This window comes from Bradyrhizobium sp. ORS 86 (assembly GCF_045571475.1).
Classification (GTDB): Bacteria; Pseudomonadota; Alphaproteobacteria; order Rhizobiales; family Xanthobacteraceae; genus Bradyrhizobium.
Map to the genome: position 1 here is coordinate 2,700,817 of NZ_CP120699.1, position 20,650 is coordinate 2,721,466.

General features: G+C 61.6%; 16 protein-coding genes. 10 read left to right on the forward strand and 6 right to left on the reverse strand.

What is annotated here, in order from left to right:
- Window positions 1-11: 11 nt before the first annotated feature.
- From P6U25_RS12165 to P6U25_RS12175, 3 genes are all read right to left on the reverse strand, one after another.
- A complete protein-coding gene (locus tag P6U25_RS12165) occupies window positions 12-755 on the reverse strand; it encodes a class I SAM-dependent methyltransferase (RefSeq protein ID WP_407151407.1) in 744 nt (247 codons plus the stop codon).
- A gap of 137 nt (window positions 756-892) precedes the next feature.
- Window positions 893-2,224: an acetamidase/formamidase family protein gene (locus tag P6U25_RS12170; RefSeq protein WP_407151408.1), complete on the reverse strand. Its 1,332-nt coding sequence runs from the start codon at window positions 2,222-2,224 to the stop codon at window positions 893-895.
- 372 nt (window positions 2,225-2,596) lie between these two features.
- Window positions 2,597-3,319, reverse strand: coding sequence for an alpha/beta hydrolase (locus P6U25_RS12175; protein ID WP_407151409.1), 723 nt, complete (start codon window positions 3,317-3,319; stop codon window positions 2,597-2,599).
- A 64-nt stretch (window positions 3,320-3,383) separates the two neighbouring features.
- Between P6U25_RS12175 and P6U25_RS12180 the strand changes: the two genes are divergently transcribed.
- From P6U25_RS12180 to P6U25_RS12205, 6 genes are all read left to right on the forward strand, one after another.
- On the forward strand, window positions 3,384-3,521 hold the full coding sequence (locus P6U25_RS12180) for a hypothetical protein (protein WP_407151410.1): 138 nt from the start codon (window positions 3,384-3,386) through the stop codon (window positions 3,519-3,521).
- 1,173 nt (window positions 3,522-4,694) lie between these two features.
- The gene (locus P6U25_RS12185) at window positions 4,695-5,639 is read left to right on the forward strand and encodes a Bug family tripartite tricarboxylate transporter substrate binding protein (RefSeq protein WP_407152502.1); all 945 of its coding nucleotides are present in this window, start codon (window positions 4,695-4,697) and stop codon (window positions 5,637-5,639) included.
- A gap of 158 nt (window positions 5,640-5,797) precedes the next feature.
- A complete protein-coding gene (locus tag P6U25_RS12190) occupies window positions 5,798-6,673 on the forward strand; it encodes an S-methyl-5'-thioadenosine phosphorylase (RefSeq protein WP_407151411.1) in 876 nt (291 codons plus the stop codon).
- Window positions 6,670-7,773 (forward strand): S-methyl-5-thioribose-1-phosphate isomerase, encoded by a 1,104-nt coding sequence (gene mtnA / locus P6U25_RS12195; RefSeq protein WP_407151412.1) that lies wholly within the window; start codon window positions 6,670-6,672, stop codon window positions 7,771-7,773. Before P6U25_RS12190 ends, mtnA begins: the two co-directional genes overlap by 4 nt.
- Window positions 7,774-7,845: 72 nt before the next feature.
- Window positions 7,846-8,388, forward strand: coding sequence for a tripartite tricarboxylate transporter TctB family protein (locus tag P6U25_RS12200; protein ID WP_407151413.1), 543 nt, complete (start codon window positions 7,846-7,848; stop codon window positions 8,386-8,388).
- A gap of 22 nt (window positions 8,389-8,410) precedes the next feature.
- The gene (locus P6U25_RS12205; protein WP_407151414.1) at window positions 8,411-9,922 is read left to right on the forward strand and encodes a tripartite tricarboxylate transporter permease; all 1,512 of its coding nucleotides are present in this window, start codon (window positions 8,411-8,413) and stop codon (window positions 9,920-9,922) included.
- A 4-nt stretch (window positions 9,923-9,926) separates the two neighbouring features.
- On the opposite strand, the gene P6U25_RS12210 is transcribed toward P6U25_RS12205, so the two are convergent.
- Window positions 9,927-11,120, reverse strand: coding sequence for a CaiB/BaiF CoA transferase family protein (locus P6U25_RS12210; RefSeq protein WP_407151415.1), 1,194 nt, complete (start codon window positions 11,118-11,120; stop codon window positions 9,927-9,929).
- A gap of 381 nt (window positions 11,121-11,501) precedes the next feature.
- Here P6U25_RS12210 and P6U25_RS12215 point away from each other — a divergent pair, with 381 nt between their 5' ends.
- The 4 genes from P6U25_RS12215 to P6U25_RS12230 all read left to right on the forward strand — a co-directional run bounded on the left by P6U25_RS12215 (window position 11,502) and on the right by P6U25_RS12230 (window position 17,576).
- Complete coding sequence (locus P6U25_RS12215) at window positions 11,502-14,663, forward strand: M10 family metallopeptidase C-terminal domain-containing protein (protein ID WP_407151416.1); 3,162 nt, start codon at window positions 11,502-11,504, stop codon at window positions 14,661-14,663.
- Between the two features lie 187 nt (window positions 14,664-14,850).
- The gene (locus tag P6U25_RS12220) at window positions 14,851-15,795 is read left to right on the forward strand and encodes a glycosyltransferase family 2 protein (protein WP_407151417.1); all 945 of its coding nucleotides are present in this window, start codon (window positions 14,851-14,853) and stop codon (window positions 15,793-15,795) included.
- A 15-nt stretch (window positions 15,796-15,810) separates the two neighbouring features.
- On the forward strand, window positions 15,811-16,599 hold the full coding sequence (locus tag P6U25_RS12225; protein ID WP_407151418.1) for a class I SAM-dependent methyltransferase: 789 nt from the start codon (window positions 15,811-15,813) through the stop codon (window positions 16,597-16,599).
- Window positions 16,600-16,808: 209 nt separating this feature from the next.
- Window positions 16,809-17,576, forward strand: coding sequence for a class I SAM-dependent methyltransferase (locus P6U25_RS12230; protein WP_407151419.1), 768 nt, complete (start codon window positions 16,809-16,811; stop codon window positions 17,574-17,576).
- Between the two features lie 1,047 nt (window positions 17,577-18,623).
- On the opposite strand, the gene P6U25_RS12235 is transcribed toward P6U25_RS12230, so the two are convergent.
- On the reverse strand, window positions 18,624-19,262 hold the full coding sequence (locus P6U25_RS12235) for a class I SAM-dependent methyltransferase (protein ID WP_407151420.1): 639 nt from the start codon (window positions 19,260-19,262) through the stop codon (window positions 18,624-18,626).
- 154 nt (window positions 19,263-19,416) lie between these two features.
- Complete coding sequence (gene rffA / locus P6U25_RS12240) at window positions 19,417-20,523, reverse strand: dTDP-4-amino-4,6-dideoxygalactose transaminase (protein ID WP_407152503.1); 1,107 nt, start codon at window positions 20,521-20,523, stop codon at window positions 19,417-19,419.
- Between the last annotated feature and the right edge of the window lie 127 nt (window positions 20,524-20,650).

Below are 20,650 nucleotides of genomic sequence, written 5' to 3' on the forward strand. Positions count from 1 at the left end.
CGATGTCCGAGTTATTGCATGCGCGGGTTGAGGTGAGCGACCACGCATCCCGTGACGTCGCTAACCATCACCCGTCCGATGTTGTCCATGAAATTCACGTGCATCGGAACGGCGATGGTTTCGATCCGATCGACGTGCGGTTGATCGCGATACTCACCAACATAATCTCGGATCCAGCGATCGCTCATGAATGAGGAGCGCCATGCTCGCCAATTGTGAAGATCGGCCGGGCTCCAGGCGTTGAACTCGAGGTGGACGATCGCCTTTGTTGCGATCGAGAGGGCCGCCATCTTCGCGGCGCCGAAGATCGTGTCGTCGCAGTGCATCGCCGCGGCCGAGGTGAAGACGATATCGACGGGCTCGCTCATCAGCGAGGATGCGTCGGCCATAGAGCCATTAATCAGGCTCGTTCCTGCCGGCACTACATTCTTCTGTCCCCACTCGATTGCGTGCGGGTTGAGCTCGATTCCATAGAGCTTGATTGATGGATCCAGCGCGTGGATTTCGCGAAGGTTGGCCCCTACATTGCATCCGAGTTCGAGGACGGAGCCGGGCTTTAAAGCCACCATTTGCTTCGCAAACCACCTCTTCAACTCGGTGGAGGCCGCATATCCCTCAAACTCCTTTGTTGGAAGGTTTCGGCCCCAATGCTTCTGCCAATAGGCAGAGTCTTTCGCCTTGGCGAGGACCGGGATCGGCATCGCATACATTGCCGCCCGCCAAAGATGATGCCGGATACCTGACGACAGTCGCATGTTCTAGACCTCGCTTTTGCGGCCAAGTTCGCCTTACCACCACACCCCCGATCGGGCAATCCCAGGGACGTCGGCACTGGGGTTCCACTTCGGGGATTTGGCGCCAGGGCACCACCTCGAAGGGTCAGGCGCGCCACTCACACCACCGTCATCTCGCGCCTAAGTTGGGGCGCGAAGATGGACTTGGGTATCAGCGCGTGGACGCCGCGCACGATGTCCACCACCTGGGTCACGCGGAAGCTCACCGCGACGCTGCACAGCGCGTAGGCGTCGAGCTCGCTGATCTTCGCCCGGGTCGCCAGAAACTTGATGGCGTTGCGCGCTGCGAGAACCATCGCGGCGTTCAGGTCCTTGTCGAGGCCGATGATAATCCAGTGTGCATCTGTCGCGGCGACCGGCCAGGCCAGGTTCTTCTGCTTGTGGAGAATAACCTGGATGCGCAGCTCCTTCATGCGTGTCTCAAGGGCCGTTAGCGAGATCTCACCGTCGCCCTGTACCGCGTGGCTATCGCCCGTATAGATCAGCGCGCCGGGCTTCCATACCGGGATGTAAAGCGTCGAGCCCTCGGACAAATCGCTGAGATCGAGATTGCCCGCGTGCGGCCCAGGCGGCACCGAACTGGTGACGCCGGGACTTAAGGGCGGGAAAAATCCATCGGGCGGCGCAACGCCCAAGGTGCCCTGGAACGGCTTCAACGGAATGGTGATGTTGGGGAGGAACGCGGCCTTCATGCCGCGCAGGTCGAGATCGACGTACTTCACCTGGCCTTGAGCATAGTCCTGCGGCAGCAGGCCGGTTCCCAGCGCGCCGGGATTGTTGAAGACGGCACCCCATTGATAGGGGCGGATCCGTTCGTAGCGGATCTCCAACACGTCGCCCGGCTCAGCCTTGTTGACGGCGATCGGCCCGATGATCGAATGCGGCCCTTTACCCGGATTATCGACGCGCAGCTTCGCCAGCGTGTCGATCGCTACGCCCGGCTGCATTTCATTGAGGAAATGCGACCAAGTATCCGGAAAGCAGATGAAGTCGCCGGAATCGATGGTGAGAATAGGTGCCAGATTGGCGTCGAACACGCCGAGCCGCACCGTCTCCTTCGTCGAGGGAACCACGTGCACGCGGCCTCCACCATGAGATTGGCGCTTTGGAATTGCGCCGGACTCCTGCGCCCGCGCCAGCCTCGCGAACCACGGCTCGACCGCGGCGAGCGCGCCCATGAAGCTGCTTGCTTGCAGGAACTTGCGCCGCCAATGGCCGCGCGCCGACAAATAGCCGTCGAGCGTCTCCTGTTCGACCTCGGCCATATGGAGAAGGGCGTCGCGGGCACGATCATCGAACGCGGCATCCTTGATGTCCTCGCGGATAATGCCCGTGCCCTTCTCGTCGCCGCAACCGAAGAGATTGGCGCAGACGTGATGACCAGCGTGGTGGTGAGCGTGCTCACTTCCGTTGCCGTGGGTCTCGGACATGATGACCCCCAAAGAAAGCGTTCGCGCGGCATGCCGCAATGGACCGCTAGCCGCGCTCACCCGCGATCAAACAATCCGCATTGGACGCGCAACCTTGCCTGGCGGCCAGATTGCGGAATTGTCGCGGACCTCTGACAAAGCTCGCGTCGCTTTGTCGTACGTACGAGAAATACTTCATTACCACGTTGCGCGCTTGCCGTCGACATTGAGGTTCCGTTCTGGATCAAAAGCTACCACGATCGAGCGGGCGATGACGCTTTGCGTCAGCCAATCCATGGAGGCCAGCCGCAGCCTGCACCGCCAACGGTCAGATGGCCGCCACGCTTACCCTCTTTAAAGTCACGCTTGGGGGATATTTACTCGAAAGACGCATCACGGCCTGCGCTTGCTGTTGGCCGTGATGAAGTCGGCGATCCGGTCGACGGCCTGCGTCTCGATGCCGTAGTAGCCGTGCGCCGCATAGGCCTCGCATGCGACGGACTTCGGTGGATCGCCACCGTTGACCAGAGCGACCTCTACCTTGGCGGCCTGCGTGAGGCGCTTTGCGAGCGCCGGCGCGTCAACCGCCGGCGTAAGCTCGCAGGCATCTTCGCTGTGCGAGACAATGAGCGTGGGCACTCTGATCTCGGACAGCGCCATGCTGATCACGCCGTCCGGGTAATCTCTGGCGATATCAGGGAAAAGTCGTGCGAAGGCGGAGCCTGGCACAATGCGGGTCACAGTGGACGTCAGCACCAGGCCATCGATCGAGCCGGCCGCAATGCCGTCGCGGCTGGCGCCGATGGCTCCACGAGCCGCCGACCAACTGCCTGCGCTGGTGCCGACCAGCCACACCGGGACATTGGCCTCGCCTTTCAGGTAGTCGGCAACCGCGCCTATGTCGATCGCATGGTCTTTGCTGACGCGGAAAGACGGGCTCATCCCCCTCGGCTGGTCGGAAGGGACATCGATGACTGCCACCATGAAGTCGTGCCCGGCGAATTTTTCGCGGCTGCGCACAAGGAAATTTCCGGATACGAAATCGTGGGCTCCCACCGGCGGAGGCGGCACCCTGTTCAGTCTGAGAATACCGTTCCCGCCGGCAAACAGGATCACAGATGCGATCGCATGGTCGGGTTTGATCAGGATGAAGGGTTGCTGGACGCCGCGCGGAGTCGGGATGGATACGATCGAGGCGCTTTCTCCGAAGGCCACGGTCCAGGTCGTGGGTGACAATATTCCGAGCAAGACAATCAAACGAAGCACGCGATTCATGGTGCGCACCGGTGATCCCTCGTCGTTCTGGTCGGGCTTCTGAGAGCTAAATGTAGCGTAACAGAAATATCCGCTCCGGATCAAAGGCAGCCAAAGATGGCCTGAGCTGGGCCCCACCGGGCCCCGCCGGCGCCGAGTGCGCCGGGCACGCCCGGGTTACCATTCGAAGTTGCGTGCTGCTATTCGCCCTTGCGCGCAATAACGATCGCCCTTGGCACTGAGTTGCCCGACGGCGCAAGCCCCTTATGCAAAAATATTTCGGTTTTCAAGAAGTGAAATTTGGTGTATAGATTTCGCCGTCTCACCCGCTTGAGGGGCGCTTCGCGATCGTCACGAGTGCTGGGTCGGGATGCGGTGGACGCCTCACGCGCAACTGACGAGTGCGCATGAGGCGGACGGCGAAATCGTGCAGGCCTGACGCCCTAGTGGCAGGTGTCCTGTTGCAAGATGCAATTGCGTCTTGCAACGGCGGTGACAACCAAGCCCAGTCTCGCCGGGGCGAGCACGTATAAGCCGTAACCCATCGCGCAGGGAAAGCCGGGCTTGCTCCGGTTACACCTGTGGTCCTACCCCCGAGCTTTCTACCAATGCTCGGGGCCCATGGGTGCGATCGGCACCCGGCTTTCCCTGCGCCCTCTACAAAGAGAGGGCTGAATGAAATGCAAAGCTCGGACAATTCATGTCGCGAGAAGGCGAACGTATGACTCACAGGCGGCGCCACATCCTCGCCGTCGTCCCGGCGGAGGCCGGGACCCATAACCCCGAATACATGTTGTTATGCGCCACTGGAACGACGAGTCCCGTTCACAACCTAAGCCGCGGCGTATGGGTCTCGGCCTCCGCCGGGACGACGCGGTGGAGCGAGCTGCGGCCTCGCGGCTCAAGCACCGGCGCCTCTGGAATACCGGATCACCCGCATGCGCTGACGATGACACAGCGCTGTTTGACAATCGAAGCCCGACTCCAACGTTGCCCTGGCTTTCGTCAGGACGACGATCGGCGAAATTGCTGGTCCTAACTCCATCGCTGTTGTGGCGCATTCGACGCGCCCCGCCTCATTCCAAAGTCATGCTGGATGCGGCAGTTCGCGGCTTGAACTCACATCCATTATCCGCACAATGACCGCACCAGTCTTGCAGGTTCTGCTCAGCCGAACAAACAATAGGGAAGAAAACACGTGGGACAGATTGTGAAAGTCACGGCTGCCATCGCCGCCATGCTGCTCAGCGCGCCAGCCTTCGCCTGGGAGCCGACCAAGCCGGTCGAGATCGTGGTCGCGGCCGGTGCGGGCGGCGCATCCGACCAGATGGCGCGCATGATGCAGGCGGCGATCCAGAAGAACAATCTGATGAAGCAGCCGATGGTGGTCTCGTTGAAGGGCGGCGCGTCGGGTGCCGAAGCGCTGATGTACATGAAGTCCAGCGAGGGCGATCCCAACAAGGTGCTGATCGCTTATTCGCTGATCTACATGCTGCCATTGTCGGCCAAGATACCTTTCAACTGGCGTGATCTGACTCCCGTGTCGGTGATCGCGCTCGACCAGTTCGTGTTGTGGGACAACGCATCCGGTCCCAAGACGGTCAAGGATTTCATCGCGGCCGCCAAGGCGGCGAGCGCGCCGTTCAAAATGGGCGGCACCGGCTCCAAGCGCGAAGACCACGTGCTGACCGTGTTCGTGGAGCAGAAGACCGGCGCAAAATTCTCCTACCTGCCGTACAAGTCCGGCGGCGAGGCTGCCACGCAACTGGTCGGCGGCCACACCGAATCCAACGTCAACAATCCGAGCGAAAACCTCGAGGTCTGGCGCGCCGGGCAGGTTCGTGCGCTCTGCGTGTTCGACAAGGAGCGCATCTCCTACAAGACCAAGGTCACCGACACGCAGTCGTGGAACGATATCCCGACCTGCAAGGAGGAGGGGCTCGACGTGCAGTACCTGATGCTGCGCGCGATGTTCCTGCCGGGCAAGGTCACGCCAGAGCAGCAGGCGTTCTACGTCGACCTGTTCCAGAAAGTGACGCAGACGCCCGAATACAAGGATTACATGGAAAAGCAGGCGCTGAAGCCGATCTTCCTCACCGGCAAAGACATGGTGCAATTCCTGGAGGATGACGACAAGCAGAACGCCACGCTGATGAACGAAGCCGGGTTCGTCGCGAAGTAGCGAGCCCGGGAATCACGGGCCGATTGTCTTGCCTTCGAAATTGCCTTGCAAGTGACGCACGCACAGTGATTACTGCGCCGCAGTCAGGTCGAACGTCCGGCGTGCCCATCGGGCTGGGTCAACGCTCCGTCGCCGTCGCTGAACTGTGAGGAGCGATCATGGCCAAAGCCGTTCTCGGGATCATCGGCGGATCCGGCATCTACGACCTGCCCGGCCTGGACAACGTCCGCGAGGAAGCAATCCAGAGCCCCTGGGGCGAGCCGTCGGCAGCGCTGCGACGCGGGGAGATGGCCGGACTGCCGATCGTGTTCCTGCCGCGGCACGGGTCGGGGCATGCCCTGTCGCCCTCCGACATCAATTACCGCGCCAACATCGACGTCCTGAAGCGGGCGGGGGTCACCGATCTGGTCGCGCTGTCCGCGTGCGGGTCGTTCAGGGAAGATCTGCCGCCGGGCACCTTCGTGCTGGTCGATCAGTTCGTCGATCGCACCTACAAGCGCGAGAGCTCGTTCTTCGGCAAAGGCTGCGTTGCGCATGTGTCGATGGCGCATCCGGTGTCGCCGCGTCTCGCGGGGCATCTGGCGGCCGCAGCCGAAGCCGAGGGCATCGCATTTGCGCGTGGCGGCACCTATCTCTGCATGGAGGGACCGCAATTCTCTTCGCTTGCGGAAAGCCTGACCTACAAGGCGCAGGGTTATTCGGTGATCGGCATGACCAACATGCCGGAAGCCAAGCTCGCGCGCGAGGCCGAAATCTGCTACGCCAGCGTGGCGATGGTAACCGATTTCGATTGCTGGCATCCGGGCCACGATGCCGTGACGGTGCAGGATATCATTCGCGTGCTGAATTCGAACGCCGAGAGGGCCAAGGCACTGGTCGCGCGTCTGGCGCGGGATTTCCCGAGGGAGCACGAGCTGTGCCCCATCGGCTCGGACCGTGCACTGGATACTGCGATGATCACGGCGCCAGTAGCGCGCGATCCCGCGCTTCTCGCCAAGCTTGATGCGGTTGCCGGACGGGTGTTGGGCAAATGAAAGTAGATGGACAACATTTCCGCAGCATCTGGCTCGAGCCCGACGGCTGGTCGGTCGGCGCGATCGACCAGCGGCGGCTGCCGCATGAGTTCATCGTCGCCAGGATCACCACGGCCGAAGAGGCGGGCGAGGCGATCCGCTCGATGCTGGTCCGCGGCGCGCCGCTGATCGGCGCCACCGCCGCCTATGGCATTGCGCTGGCGATGCGCGCCGATGCGTCCGATTCGGCCCTCGACCGGGCGGGCAAGATGCTGGCTGCGACCCGGCCGACCGCCATCAATCTGAAATGGGCGATCGATGAGATGCAGCGCGCGCTCGCGCCGCTTCCGGCTGCGGCACGGACGGACGCGGCCTATGCCCGCGCCCGCGAGATCGCCGAGGACGACGTGGCGATCAATCGCGATATCGGCCGCCACGGGCTCGGCCTGATCGAGGCGATTGCCGCCAACAAGAAGCCTGGCGAGCCGGTCAACGTGCTGACGCATTGCAATGCCGGCTGGCTTGCAACGGTGGATTGGGGGACGGCGACCTCGCCGATCTACCAGGCCCATGACCGCGGCATCCCGGTTCATGTCTGGGTCGACGAGACGCGTCCGCGCAATCAGGGTGCCTCGCTCACCGCCTGGGAGCTCGGGCATCATGGCGTGCCGCACACCGTGATCCCCGACAACACCGGCGGCCATCTGATGCAGCACCGGATGGTCGATCTGGCGATCGTCGGAACCGACCGTGTCGCCGCCAATGGCGACGTCTGCAACAAGATCGGGACCTATCTGAAGGCGCTCGCCGCGCACGACAACGGCGTGCCGTTCTATGTTGCGCTGCCGTCGCCGACCATCGACTTTCGTATCGACGACGGTCTCAGGCAGATTCCGATCGAACAGCGCGCGGCCAGCGAAGTCACGCATCTGACCGGGCGTACCGCGGACGGACGGATCGAGACCGTGCGCGTGGTTCCGGACGGCTCGCCGGCGGCCAATTTCGGCTTCGACGTGACCCCTGCGCGGCTGGTGACGGGATTGATCACCGAGCGCGGGGTGCTCAGGGCGGACCGTGCTGCACTTGCGAGCGCGTTTCCCGAACGCTCCGGCGTTAGCTGAAGGCCGCATTGACGGTGATTGTATCAGCACGCTATCCGAATCGTTGCCTTCGCAACCCAGACCGTCTCATCCATGTCTCATACCGAACTTGATATCGTCGTCGACGATCCGACCGCGCCCGAGGACGACTCGCCCGCGGTGGTCAGCAGCGGTGCCGTCGACGTCATCACGTCGCTGCTGCTGCTCGCACTCGCCGTGATACTGGGGTGGGACAACTGGCGCACCGGCGCATCGTGGGACTCGACCGGCCCGCAACCCGGCTATTTTCCGTTCTACCTCTCGGTCATCCTCGGTGCCGCCAGCCTCTACGGCCTCGGCGCGGCGTTCGTCTCGCGCCATGAGGCGGCCGAGACCTTCGTCACCCGCGCCCAGCTTCGCCGGGTGATGGCGGTGTTCGTGCCGACCTTCCTGTTCTGCCTCGCCACGCAGTATCTCGGGCTCTATGTCGCGAGCTTTCTGCTGATCGCGGGCTTCATGCGCCTGGTCGGCAAGATCGCGCTGTGGAAGTCACTGCTCACCGCGTTCGTCTTTACCGCCGTGATGTTCGTGACTTTCGACATCGTGTTCGACGTCATCATGCCGAAGGGGCCGCTCGAAGCGGCCCTCGGCCGCTAGCAAGCCGACGGGGTTTCGAGACATGGAAGCCTTCGGTCTCCTGCTGCACGGCTTTGCCGTCCTGCTGACGTGGAAGACGCTGCTCTTGATGATGGTCGGGCTGGTGCTGGGCATCTTCGTCGGCGTGCTGCCCGGGCTTGGCGGCCCCAACGGCGTCGCGATCCTGCTGCCCCTGACCTTTACGATGGACCCGACCTCGGCCATCGTGATGCTGTCCTGCATCTATTGGGGCGCGCTGTTCGGCGGCGCCATCACCTCGATCCTGTTCAACATCCCGGGCGAAGCCTGGTCGGTCGCGACCACATTCGACGGCTATCCGATGGCGCAGCAGGGCAGGGCGGCGGAGGCCCTCACCGCGGCGTTCACCTCGTCCTTCATCGGATCGCTGGTCGCCGTGCTGCTGATCACCTTCCTGGCGCCGATGATCTCGTCATTCGCACTGAGGTTCGGTCCGCCGGAATTCTTCGCCGTCTATCTGCTGACGTTCTGCTCTTTCGTCGGTCTTGGCCGCGAGGCCAAGCACAAAACGGTGATCTCGATGTCGCTCGGGCTGCTGCTCGCCGGTGTCGGCATGGACACGGTGTCGGGGCAATTGCGCATGACGTTCGGCTCTGCCGAACTGTTGCGCGGCATCAACTTCCTGGTCGCGGTGATCGGCCTGTTCGGGATCAGCGAGATCCTGCTCACGATGGAGGAGCGCTTGGCGCTGCGCGGGCACGCTGCCGGCATCAGCCTACGCGTCGTGCTCTCGGTATGGAAGGACCTGCCGAAATACTGGGTGACGCTGGTGCGCTCGTCCTTCATCGGCTGCTGGCTCGGCATCACGCCCGGCGGCGCGATCGCGGCCTCGTTCATGGGCTACAATCTCGCCAAGCGCTTCTCCAAGGAGCCGGAGAGCTTCGGCAAGGGCCGCATCGAGGGTGTGTTCGCACCTGAAACCGCGGCGCACGCCTCCGGGACCTCCGCGCTGCTGCCAATGCTGGCGCTCGGCATTCCCGGCTCCGGCACCGCGGCGATCCTGCTCGGCGGCCTGATGGTGTGGGGGCTCAACCCCGGCCCTCTGCTGTTCGTCGAGCACAAGGATTTCGTCTGGGGCCTGATCGCCTCGATGTATCTCGGCAACGTCGTCGGCCTCGTGCTGGTGCTGACCACCGTGCCGATCTTCGCCTCGATCCTGCGCGTGCCGTTCGCAGCGGTCGCACCGATGATCGTGGTGTCCTGCGCGATCGGCGCCTATGCGATCCAGAATGCGATGTTCGACATCTGGCTGATGCTGGGCTTCGGCGTGGTCGGCTATGTCTTCAAGAAGATCGGCATTCCGCTGGCGCCGTTCACTCTGGCGCTGGTGCTCGGCAATCGCGCCGAGGACGCGTTCCGCCTGTCGATGATCGGATCAGGCGGCGACATGAAGGTGTTCTGGTCGAACGGCCTTGTCGGCACGATCACGACGCTCGCGATCGTGCTGCTGTTCTGGCCTGTGATCGACAGGGCCTTTGCCGGCGTCACACGTCTGATGCGGCCGGCAAGGGCTTGAGATCTTAGACCACCTTGCGCTGCCGGAGCTCGGCGATCTCGTCCTTGCCGAAGCCGAACTCGACCAGCAGTTCCTCGGTCTGCTCGCCGAACTCCGGCGGCCGCGCCGCCATCTTGCTCGGCGTCCGCGACAGGGTCACGGGTTGCCCGACGAGCTGAAGGTGCCGGTTCTCCTCGTTGGGCACGGCTTGCGCGATGCCGAGATGCTTGACCTGGGCATCCTCGAACATCTGGTCGATCGAATAGATCGGCCCGCAGGGCACGCCGACCTCATTGAGTTCGCGGACCCAGGTCTCGGTCGATTTCTTCTCGGTCAGCGTGTTGATCTTCGCGTTCAGCGCATCGCGGTTCTTGGATCGCGCCGGCGCGGTGGCGTAGTCAGGATCGGTGATCAGGTCCGGGGCGCCGATCGCCTGGGCGCAGCGCTCCCAGATTCGCCCGCCGGTGGTGGCGATGTTGATGTAGCCGTCGGAGGTCTTGAACACGCCGGTCGGGATCGAGGTCGGATGGTTGTTGCCGGCCTGCTTGGCGACCTCCTTCTCCATCAGCCAGCGCGCAGCCTGGAAATCCAGCATGAAGATCTGGGCCTGCAGCAGCGAGGTCTGGACCCATTGGCCCTGGCCGGAGACGTCGCGCTCCAGCAGCGCAGTCAGGATGCCGATCGCGCAGAACAGCCCGGCGGTCAGGTCCGCCACCGGGATCCCGACCCGCATCGGGCCGCCGCCGGGCGCGCCCGTGACCGACATCAGCCCACCCATGCCCTGTGCAATCTGATCGAACCCGGGGCGCTTATGATAGGGGCCATCCTGCCCGAACCCGGAGATGCTGCCATAGACGATGCGAGGGTTGATCTTGCGGATGCTGTCATAGTCGATGCCGAGCTTGAACTTGACGTCCGGCCGGAAGTTCTCGACCACGACGTCGGCCTGCTCGGCCAGTCGCTTGAACACCTCGAGACCCTTCGGATCCTTCAGGTTGAGGGTCATCGCGCGCTTGTTGCGGTGCAGGTTCTGGAAGTCGGATCCGCCGCGCGGGCCGCCCGGCTGCTCGCCGCCGCCATCCTCCAGCAGGGCATCGATCTTGATGACATTGGCGCCCCAATCGGCGAGCTGACGGACGCAGGTCGGCCCCGACCGGACGCGGGTCAGATCCAGGACAGTGAAGCGGGAGAGGGCTTGGGACGCGCGAGGAAAGGGCATTGAGAACACCTCTTGTTTGGCGGGCCGTTCCGGATTCCGGCCTGTGTGGCTTAGCCAATTTGGCAGGGCATTCCAACCGCCACCCAACGGGAAAGGCTGGAACGAATGGCCGGTCGGAACGGCTACTCCGATCGAGAGCGCGCGTTGTCCGGCACGACGCCCGCAAATCTACGGAGCGCCCAGGGAACGGCCGCCGTTCTGCCATAATCTTTCCGGAAGCGGGTAATCGTCCTTTCGGCGTGCACCAATTAATGGTTTGCCAATGACGCTTGCGCAAGATTGCAGCAATCGACGGCGATCCGGCTGTGCTATCCTGCAGCCCTCGTCAGTTAATTCATCCCAGACAATTCATTTCCAGGTACAGTGATGCGAAAAGGTCATTTGTCGTCCGAGGATCTCGGAGTTTTCGGTTTTGATGATTGGGATGGTGCGGCATTGCCGGCGTCCACTGCGATAGCGGGCGGACCGGCCCTTCTGGGTGATCCCGGCGATCAATATCCGCTGGCAGCGAATGCAGCGGCCGCTCCGACGAACGCCAGCTCCGCCAAGCCGGTGGCGACGATCGCTCAACTGGCCGACTACCTCGTCAACGGGTTCTGGGCGTACAACAACACGATAGCCCACCATTGGGCGTCGAATACGATCACGTTCAACATCAACGGTCTGAACGCCGCCGAGCAGACGCTCGCTCTGTCTGCGCTCGAGGCTTGGCACGAGGTCGCCAACGTGACCTTCGTTCAGACCAGTTCGAGCGCCAATATCACCTTCGTCGACACGGGCTCGATGGCGGCCGTGACCAACGCCGTGTGGAACAGTTCGGGCATCATGAGCTCGGCGATCGTCGATATCAGCTCCGACTGGATCACGACCGACGGCGGTGCTTATGACGGCAAGACCGGCATCGACAGCTACGGATACCAGACCTACATCCACGAAATCGGTCACGCACTCGGCCTCGGCCACCAGGGCCCCTACAATGGCAGCGCGAGCTACTCGACCGACGCGATCTACGCCGACGACACCTGGCAATATTCGATCATGTCGTACTTCGCGGAAGATAACTATTCCGGAAGTTCTTATCGCTACGTCGTCACGCCGCAGATGGCCGATATCTATGCCGTGGACTCGATTTACGGCGCGGCGACCACGACGCGGACGGGCAACACCGTCTACGGCTTCAACAGCAACGCGGGTGCGATCTTCAATTTCGCCAACTACAGCCAGCCACCCGCTTTCACGATCTATGACAGCGGCGGCAGCAATACGCTCGACTGCTCCGGATACTCCGTCGCACAGACCATCGACCTGCATCCCGGTGCCTTCTCCTCGATCGGCGGCCTGATCCACAACATCGGTATCGCGACCAACACGATCATCCAGACAGCGATTGCCGGCAGCGGCAACGACTCACTGATCGCGAACGACTACGGCTGCACGCTGGTGGGCGGTGCGGGCAACGATACTTTGATCGGTGGAGCCGGCGCCGACCGGCTGGTCGCCGGCTCCGGCGCCGACACGATGACCGGCGGTGCGGGCGCCGACACGTTCGTGTTTGCAGCCGGGGACGTGACCGCGGCGAGCGGGACGCATGATCTGATCACAGATTTTGTCTCGGGCGTAGACCACATCGATCTCAGTGGCATAGATGCGATCAGCACGACCTCTGTGCAGGACGCTTTCCGCTTTATCGGTCTCTCGGGATTTGACCATACTGCGGGCGAACTCGACTACCGCTACAACAGCTCGCTCGGCGTAACAGTGGTGCAGGGCGACATCAACGGTGATGGCATCGCGGACTTTGCGATCGACCTGACGGGCAACATCGCGATCGCAGCGTCCGATTTGATCGGAATTCTGACCACTCCGACCACGATCGAGTCTGCTGGTTCAATCAGCCTCGTCGAGATGGGTGCGAACTTCTACTTCAATCCTGTTGCCGGCGGAGCAGGTGTCGAGTTGAAGTATCAGGGGTCGTCGGTCATCTCGGGCCAATTTGACCCCTATGTGCCAGTCGGTGTGGAGCAGACGGCGAGCGGTTACGAGGTGGCGTTCAAGAACGCTGCGGCCAACCAGTTCTCGATCTGGAGCACGGATAGCAGCGGCAACTTCCAGTCTTACACGGTGTATGCCGGCAATAGCGCGGCGCTGGAGACGTTGGAGACGAGTTTTCACCAGGATCTGAACGGCGATGGCGTCATTGGCGCTACGATCACGACGATCGAATCCGCTGGTGCGACAAGTCTGGTCGAGGTCGGCAATAACTACTTCTTTGATCCTGTTGCCGGCGGTGCGGGTGTCGAGCTGAAATACCAGGGCGCGCCGGTCATCTGGGGGCAATTCGACCCCTATGTGGCAGTCGGCGTGGAGCAGACGGCGAGCGGTTACGAGGTGGCGTTCAAGAACGCTGGGGCTAACCAGTTCTCGATCTGGAGCACCGACAGCAGCGGCAACTTCCAGTCTTACGCGGTGTATGCCGGCAATAGCACGGCGTTGGAGTCGTTGGAAACGAGCTTCCACCAGGACCTGAACGGCGATGGTTCGATCGGCTTCCCGGTGATCGAAGCCGCGGGTGCGACCAGTCTGGTCGAGGTCGGCAACAATTACTTCTTCAATCCCGTTGCCGGCGGCACCGGTGTGGAAATGAAGTATCAGGGGGCGCCGGTCATCTCGGGCCAATTTGACCCCTATGTGCCAGTCGGTGTGGAGCAGACGGAGAGCGGTTACGAGGTGGCGTTCAAGAACGCTGCGGCCAACCAGTTCTCGATCTGGAGCACGGATAGCAGCGGCAACTTCCAGTCTTACACGGTGTATGCCGGCAATAGCGCGGCGCTGGAGACGTTGGAGACGAGTTTTCACCAGGATCTGAACGGCGACGGCGTCATTGGCGCTACGATCACGACGATCGAATCCGCTGGTGCGACAAGTCTGGTCGAGGTCGGCAATAACTACTTCTTTGACCCTGTTGCCGGCGGTGCGGGTGTCGAGCTGAAATACCAGGGCGCGCCGGTCATCTGGGGGCAATTCGACCCCTATGTGGCAGTCGGCGTGGAGCAGACGGCGAGCGGTTACGAGGTGGCGTTCAAGAACGCTGGGGCTAACCAGTTCTCGATCTGGAGCACCGACAGCAGCGGCAACTTCCAGTCTTACGCGGTGTATGCCGGCAATAGCACGGCGTTGGAGTCGTTGGAAACGAGCTTCCACCAGGACCTGAACGGCGATGGCGTCGTTGGAGTGTTAACGGCGACGCAATTGGCCGATAACCCCGCTGCAACGAGCCGCGCGCCTGCGTTGGCTGAGGCCAATTTTTTGTTTAGCTCGAGCGCTGAGCCGGACATAACCCATCCTGACACCAGCCGGTCCACGGGCGGTCCGCTTCTAAATATTGGAAACAAAGGAGGAGGCATGATCGGCAGCATTTCGCAGACGGTCTTTCAGGCTGCTCCTGATGATGGTCACGCAAGTCTGGACAATGCGAGCTTCAACGTCGCAGCCTGGGTGCATTACCTGAACGAGGTGCATACGGGCGGTTTCCTCATTCATTAGGTTGTTTCTCTCGCGAGGCGGGACGAGTTGCTTGCGACCTCGGCTTCTAGCCTGGCCAACATAGTTGTATTTGGTCGTCCAATGAGCTATCGAAGTTGTCTACCCGCGTGTCTTTGGGCGCCTGCCATCGGTAGTTAATTGCGATTTCTTTTGGGCGGGTTGCTGGGCTGGTGAGCTTCGAAGCCGGATGCCTGAGATCTCGATCGTTGCGCCGGTCTACAATCAGCACGCAATGACGTTGGCTGAGCTTGTAAGGCGCTTAGTCACCTCGCTCTCGAAGATCACGGATGATTTCGAGATCTTACTGGTCGACGATGGCAGTGCGAACGACGCCTGGCTTACGATCAATGATCTCGCGCGAGCAAACCCGAGGGTCACGGGCCTTCATTTGGCAAGAAATTTTGGCCAGCATGTCGCAATCAGTGCGGGTCTTGACCATGCTGAGGGGAAGTGGGTTGTGGTCATGGACGCGGATCTGCAGGACCGCCCTGAGGTTATTCCGGATCTCTACGCGAAGGCCCAGGAAGGCTATGACGTCGTTTTCGTCAACCGCGCAAATCGACCGGAGCGTTGGCTGTACCGTGTGTTCGCTGCCGCGTTCTACTTGCTCCTGAATGCACTATCGGGCGAAGATTACAATCGCCTGCAAGGGAATTTCTCTATTGTATCGGCAAACGCAGTTCGCGCGTTCCGTCGGCTGCGCGAACCAGGAAGGTTCTACGGCGGTATCTTGCGCTGGGTGGGGTTCAGGCACACTAGCATCGTAGCCGAACACGCTCCGGCTGGTCAGGGGCAAAGCAGCTACACGCTCGTCAAGCGCGTTCGCTTCGCCATCACTCTCATTGTTAGCTTTTCGACGCGGCTCTTGTATGTCTCGATCGTGCTGGGCCTGTTGATGGCATTGGCGAGCTTCGTGATGGCAATCCAAATTGTGATTGAAAAACTCGTTAATCCGAGTTACCCGCTGCAGGGTTGGCCAAGTGTGATGACGGCCATTTTCTTTGCTGCCGGCGTGACGAACGTCGGGATCGGCTTTGCCGCAATTTATGTTGGGCGGATCCTTGAGCAAACCAGAGGTCGCCCGCTTTACATCGTCGCCGAAACGACGTCGCGTTCCGAATTAACAGCCTGATTGAAGGCCTATTGCATGAAGCTGGATGGGAATCAGATCAGGGACTATTGGCGCAATCAGGCACTTACCTTCGGTGCCGATCATAGGGCCTCGTGGACAGACGTTAATGCGATCAATCTCGAGATCACCGAGATATCAAAACGTCTCCGCGATGGCATGAAGGTGATCGATATCGGCTGTGCCAATGGTTTCTCCACGAAGCAGTACGCGCAGCGTTTCAAGATCGCGATCAAGGGCGTTGACTACGTTCCGGAGATGATTGCCGCCGCAAAGACCGAGTTGGCGCAACAGCGTAGCCTCAGGGGGACCGCAAGCTTTGCGGTCGGTGACATCAACGGTCTAGACGAGCCGACTGCGTACTACGACGTCGCGATTGTGGCGCGGGTAATCATCAACCTCCCGGACCGCAACAAGCAAGTCGCAGCTATCCGCGAAGCGGGAAGGACGGTCAAGCCGGGAGGTCTGTTACTATTGTCGGAAGCGACGCGCGAAGGGCTGAACCGATTGAATTCGTTCCGCGCCGAATGGGCAATGCCCGCGATTCCGGAGCCCGCGTTCAACAACTATGTGGACGAAGATCTAGTCCGCTCCGCCGCTACGGAGCTTTTGGAGTTGGAAGAGATATCCAATTTCTCAAGCACTTACTTCATCGGCACCCGAATCATAAAACCACTGCTGGCTAGGATCGCGGGTGATGTCGTCGATCCGAACCGCGCGGATATGGAATGGAACCGGTTCTTTTCCATGCTTCCGGCGGCTGGCGACTATGGCACGCAAAAACTCTTTGTTCTGCGTCGGACGTGAAATCTGACAATTGAATAGGCGAGGGTCCGGGGTTGTGGCGAGTAAGTGACCTTGGTGCACAGCGATTCGGGCGGGCACGTCTCTGTCTGGCTTGCGGAACCGCTGAGACAGTTGGTCGTTGTGAGCCGCTATGGTCACCGGGCTGGCAATGTACGGAATGTGGTCATCTTACAGAAGCAGTTGACGATCTTCCGCTATATGCGCCGGAATTGGCGTACGCGCAGACCGGGTTTGACCGACTCGTTTTCGACGAACTCGCCAGGCATGAAGATGGCCATTTCTGGTTCGAGCCACGGAACCGCCTGTTAACAGGGCTTGCGGCTAGGTTTTTTCCGCAGGCGATGCACTATCTTGAAATTGGATGCGGCACGGGTGTGGTGCTGAGAAGTATGGTGAACTCGCGTACGTGGTCGAGCATTGCAGGTTCCGAACTGCATCCGTCCGGGCTGTCGCATGCCATTCGTCGGCTGGGTGATCGTGCCAAGTTCGTGCAGATGGATGCACGCCGCATCCCCGCGCGAAACGCGTTCGATCTCATCGGCGCATATGACGTGCTTGAGCACATCGTTGAGGAAGAGCTTGTAATCAGCGAAGTTCATGCGGCACTTACGGACGGTGGAGGATTCATCGCTGCCGTTCCGCAACATCCCGCGCTTTGGAGTGACGCCGATGAGGCCGCCCATCATGTCCGCCGCTATCGCCGGGGCGAACTCGAGCGAAAGTTGCGGGCTGCCGGCTTCGATATCTTGTTTTCTAGCTCCTACGCTAGCGTTGTGTTGCCGTTGATGGCGGCAAACCGACTCAGACCTCGGCTGCGCAAGCCTCGCGGCGAGGCGGTCGCCCATGAGTTGTCGGTGTCGCCAGCGCTCAACGCACTTCTACGCACGGCGCTGAACACTGAGGTCAGCCTCACCTTATCAGGCTGGGCATGGCCGGTCGGCGGGAGTCGAGTGGTCGTGGCTCGAAGAAAGCTTTAGCTTCGCGAGCCGCGGAGTCTGACGAAGGCAACCGTCGCAGGTGATCACTTCTGGTCGAGTTACAATTAAACGTTATGTCGCGAAAAGTCCGGTCGCCATTCCGGCGGGTTTGGGTCGGCGATATCCGCGGTCGCCGCCACTTGGCCCAGACTCCTCACTCTACTCGCCGTGCCGAGATCGCGATCCCGGCTAGGCTTGTGGCCTATGTCGCGAAGGTCGCAGTGCGGTGATTGACCGCATTCTCCCGTCGGGCTGTTCCTGGCACTTCGCGAACTGGCTCAGTTGGCCGGGCGAGGCGCTGTTGAGCTTGGGCGACAAGGCGCTGCCATCGGTACGATCGGTCGGCACCCTGGGATGCCGCTCGGGTGGTACCCAGTTTGGCGCCAACAGCCGCGCTTGCGCGACGTCGCCACGGAAACCTTGCTGGTGATGGGATCACGGATGTGCTGCCACGCTTCGCGCCTAGCCAGACTAGGGCGATGCGGCCGCCGTCCAAGGGCGGGACGGTCAGCCGGTCCAAACTTTCGATCTCCACGCTGCTGTGGGGTGCAGTGATCGTCTTTTCGGCATTCCCAGCCGAAGGCGGCTATGTCGCTGGACGCACGCCCGGTCGGCCAGACCGGGGCTCTGACTCCGTCGATGTCGGCGGTCTGAACCCGCTGGGCGGCCGACTCAGGAGCCGGCTAGGGGAAATCCGCTGTGGTCAGTGCGGCTATCGGCCCTGGCCGCCACCGTGGCTCGGCCGCTGTTCTCAGCCTCGCGGTCGTCGATGCGACCTGCGATTGCTTCGCCAATGGCAGAGCTGACCCAAACCGCCAGCCTCGGCCGCACCTGATCACCCGGCGTTGGCGCTGATCGGAGCGGTCGTGGGCGAAGGCGACGCTATCGCGCTGACGCTCGGCCGGGCGACTCAAAAGGTCGTTCGCCTGCGCCAGAGTGACACGCACGCAGGATGGCAGGTCAGTGCCGTGCGGGAGGTCGCCTTTGCAGAAGGCCGGCCACACCGAGACTCTCGTGCTGCAACGCCAGACAGAGCGGCCGCGCCGTCTAGCCGCTTTGCGGCCTCGGACTGTTTCGAGCGATCATGACGATGTGGTCGTAAGGTATACGGAGCAGGTCATGAAACACGCGGGTCTGCACATCGAAATCCAGACCGTTCAGCAGTTCCAGGTAGCCCCCAAGCCATCGAATATTCAGGCCAGAGTCAAGCTTGTTAATAAGCTTGACTGTGACGCGCTGCTGGGGAAGCCAGACATTGTCAAACGTGACAATCCTTCCATTCGGCTTGAGCAAGCGCTTCAAGGAAGCGAACATGGTAATGGCTTCACTGTCGGAAAGATGATGTAGCAGAGCCGAAACGTTAATGAGATCGAAGCTATGCTCATCCTGACCGAGGTCGTTTGCGGCGTTACCGACAATGAAGCGGCCGCGGTTGCCGTAAAACGCCCGGGCATAATCGACGTGCTTCTCGTTGAGGTCGATGCCCGTATAGTCGAGCGCAGGCAGGTAGGCGAGAATATTTGCTGGTCCGCACCCGACGTCCAGCATCTTCATGCCAGGCGCTGGTTCTAGGACCTCATTCACATAGCGCTTTATTGCATTGTCGGCGCCAAGCGCAAACATCAGCCCTTTATAGATCAACGGAACACGGACCAATTGATATAAACCGCTAATTCGTTGCGCCACATCCCGCTCCAGATCATCTTGCAGGTACGCTAGTTGAGAGACTCTGTAACCGCCTCGGGCGGATGAGACTAGCTGCTCCCGGTCAACCGGACCAGGGCTTGGCTCCGATTCCGCCGATGCTAGCGCTCCGAAACCGCTGGCGCGGCCGTTATGGTCACGCCTTGAGGATCCTGCCCAGCAGATCGCAAACCCGTTGCTGCTGGCTTTCGGTCAGCCCGACCCACATCGGCAGCCTGATCAGGCGCTCGGACAACGATGTCGTCAACGACAGGTCGCCATGGGCGCGCCCGAAGCGCCGACCGGCCGGGGACGAATGCAGCGGCACGTAGTGAAACACGGAGTTGACGCCGTTGTCCTTGAGCTTCCGGAGGACCATCTGGCGGTCGACGCCGGGCGCCAGAAGCACGTAGTACAGATGGCCATTATGCCGGCAGTCTGCCGGCACGATCGGTCGCCGCAGCAATGCCTGCCGCTCAAGCTCCTCCAGGCCAGCGTGATAGCGCTGCCACAGCGCGAGCCGTTCGCGGGTGATGCGTTCGGCTTCTTCGAGCTGCGCCCAGAGGAATGCCGCGTTAATTTCGCTCGGCAAGTAGGACGAGCCGACGTCCTGCCAGGTGTATTTGTCGACCTCGCCGCGATAGAAGCGGGCGCGATCGGTGCCTTTCTCGCGCATGATCTCGGCGCGCTGGACCAGCGCGGGATCGTTGACCAGCAGTGCGCCGCCTTCGCCTGCGATGACGTTCTTGGTCTCGTGGAAGCTGAAGCTGCCGAGATCGCCGATCGCTCCCAGCGCGCGGCCCTTGTAGGAGGCCGCGACACCTTGCGCCGCGTCCTCGACGACGGCCAGCCCGTGCCGTCTTGCGATCGCCATGATCGTGTCCATCTCGCAGCCGACGCCGGCATAATGCACCACCGCGATCGCGCGCGTGCGCGGCGTGATCGCGGCCTCGATCAGGCGCTCATCCAGATTGAGCGTATCCTCGCGGATGTCGACGAAGACAGGTACGCCGCCGCGCAGCACGAACGCATTCGCCGTCGAGACAAAGGTGAAGGACGGCATGATGATCTCGTCGCCCTTGGCGATGTCGAGCAGCAGCGCCGTCATGTCGAGCGCGGACGAGCATGAATGGGTCAGGAGTGCCTTGGCGCAGCCGGTCTGCTGCTCGATCCAGCGATGGCAGCGCGTCGTGAAGCTGCCGTCGCCGGACAGGTGCAGGGCACGCTGCACCTCGGCGATATTGTCGAGCTGCTTCCCGGTCATGTAAGGCCGGTTGAACGGAATAGGGTCAGTGGCCACGGTGCTGCTTTCAGGCCTTGCGATGTCAGTGAAATTCGGCGTGGAGAACGCCAGATAGGCGGTTTCGGCGGGCAGAATCAACGGCCAATTC

Bases quoted from the DNA above. Each gene is read 5' to 3' on its own strand.
- P6U25_RS12165 (WP_407151407.1), bottom strand. From the start codon at position 755: ATGCGACTGTCGTCAGGTATCCGGCATCATCTTTGGCGGGCGGCAATG.
- P6U25_RS12225 (WP_407151418.1), top strand. From the start codon at position 15,811: ATGAAGCTGGATGGGAATCAGATCAGGGACTATTGGCGCAATCAGGCA.
- P6U25_RS12220 (WP_407151417.1), top strand. From the start codon at position 14,851: ATGCCTGAGATCTCGATCGTTGCGCCGGTCTACAATCAGCACGCAATG.
- P6U25_RS12205 (WP_407151414.1), top strand. From the start codon at position 8,411: ATGGAAGCCTTCGGTCTCCTGCTGCACGGCTTTGCCGTCCTGCTGACG.
- mtnA (WP_407151412.1), top strand. From the start codon at position 6,670: ATGAAAGTAGATGGACAACATTTCCGCAGCATCTGGCTCGAGCCCGAC.
- rffA (WP_407152503.1), bottom strand. From the start codon at position 20,523: ATGACCGGGAAGCAGCTCGACAATATCGCCGAGGTGCAGCGTGCCCTG.
- P6U25_RS12200 (WP_407151413.1), top strand. From the start codon at position 7,846: ATGTCTCATACCGAACTTGATATCGTCGTCGACGATCCGACCGCGCCC.
- P6U25_RS12170 (WP_407151408.1), bottom strand. From the start codon at position 2,224: ATGTCCGAGACCCACGGCAACGGAAGTGAGCACGCTCACCACCACGCT.
- P6U25_RS12180 (WP_407151410.1), top strand. From the start codon at position 3,384: ATGGATACGATCGAGGCGCTTTCTCCGAAGGCCACGGTCCAGGTCGTG.
- P6U25_RS12185 (WP_407152502.1), top strand. From the start codon at position 4,695: ATGCTGCTCAGCGCGCCAGCCTTCGCCTGGGAGCCGACCAAGCCGGTC.
- P6U25_RS12190 (WP_407151411.1), top strand. From the start codon at position 5,798: ATGGCCAAAGCCGTTCTCGGGATCATCGGCGGATCCGGCATCTACGAC.
- P6U25_RS12210 (WP_407151415.1), bottom strand. From the start codon at position 11,120: ATGCCCTTTCCTCGCGCGTCCCAAGCCCTCTCCCGCTTCACTGTCCTG.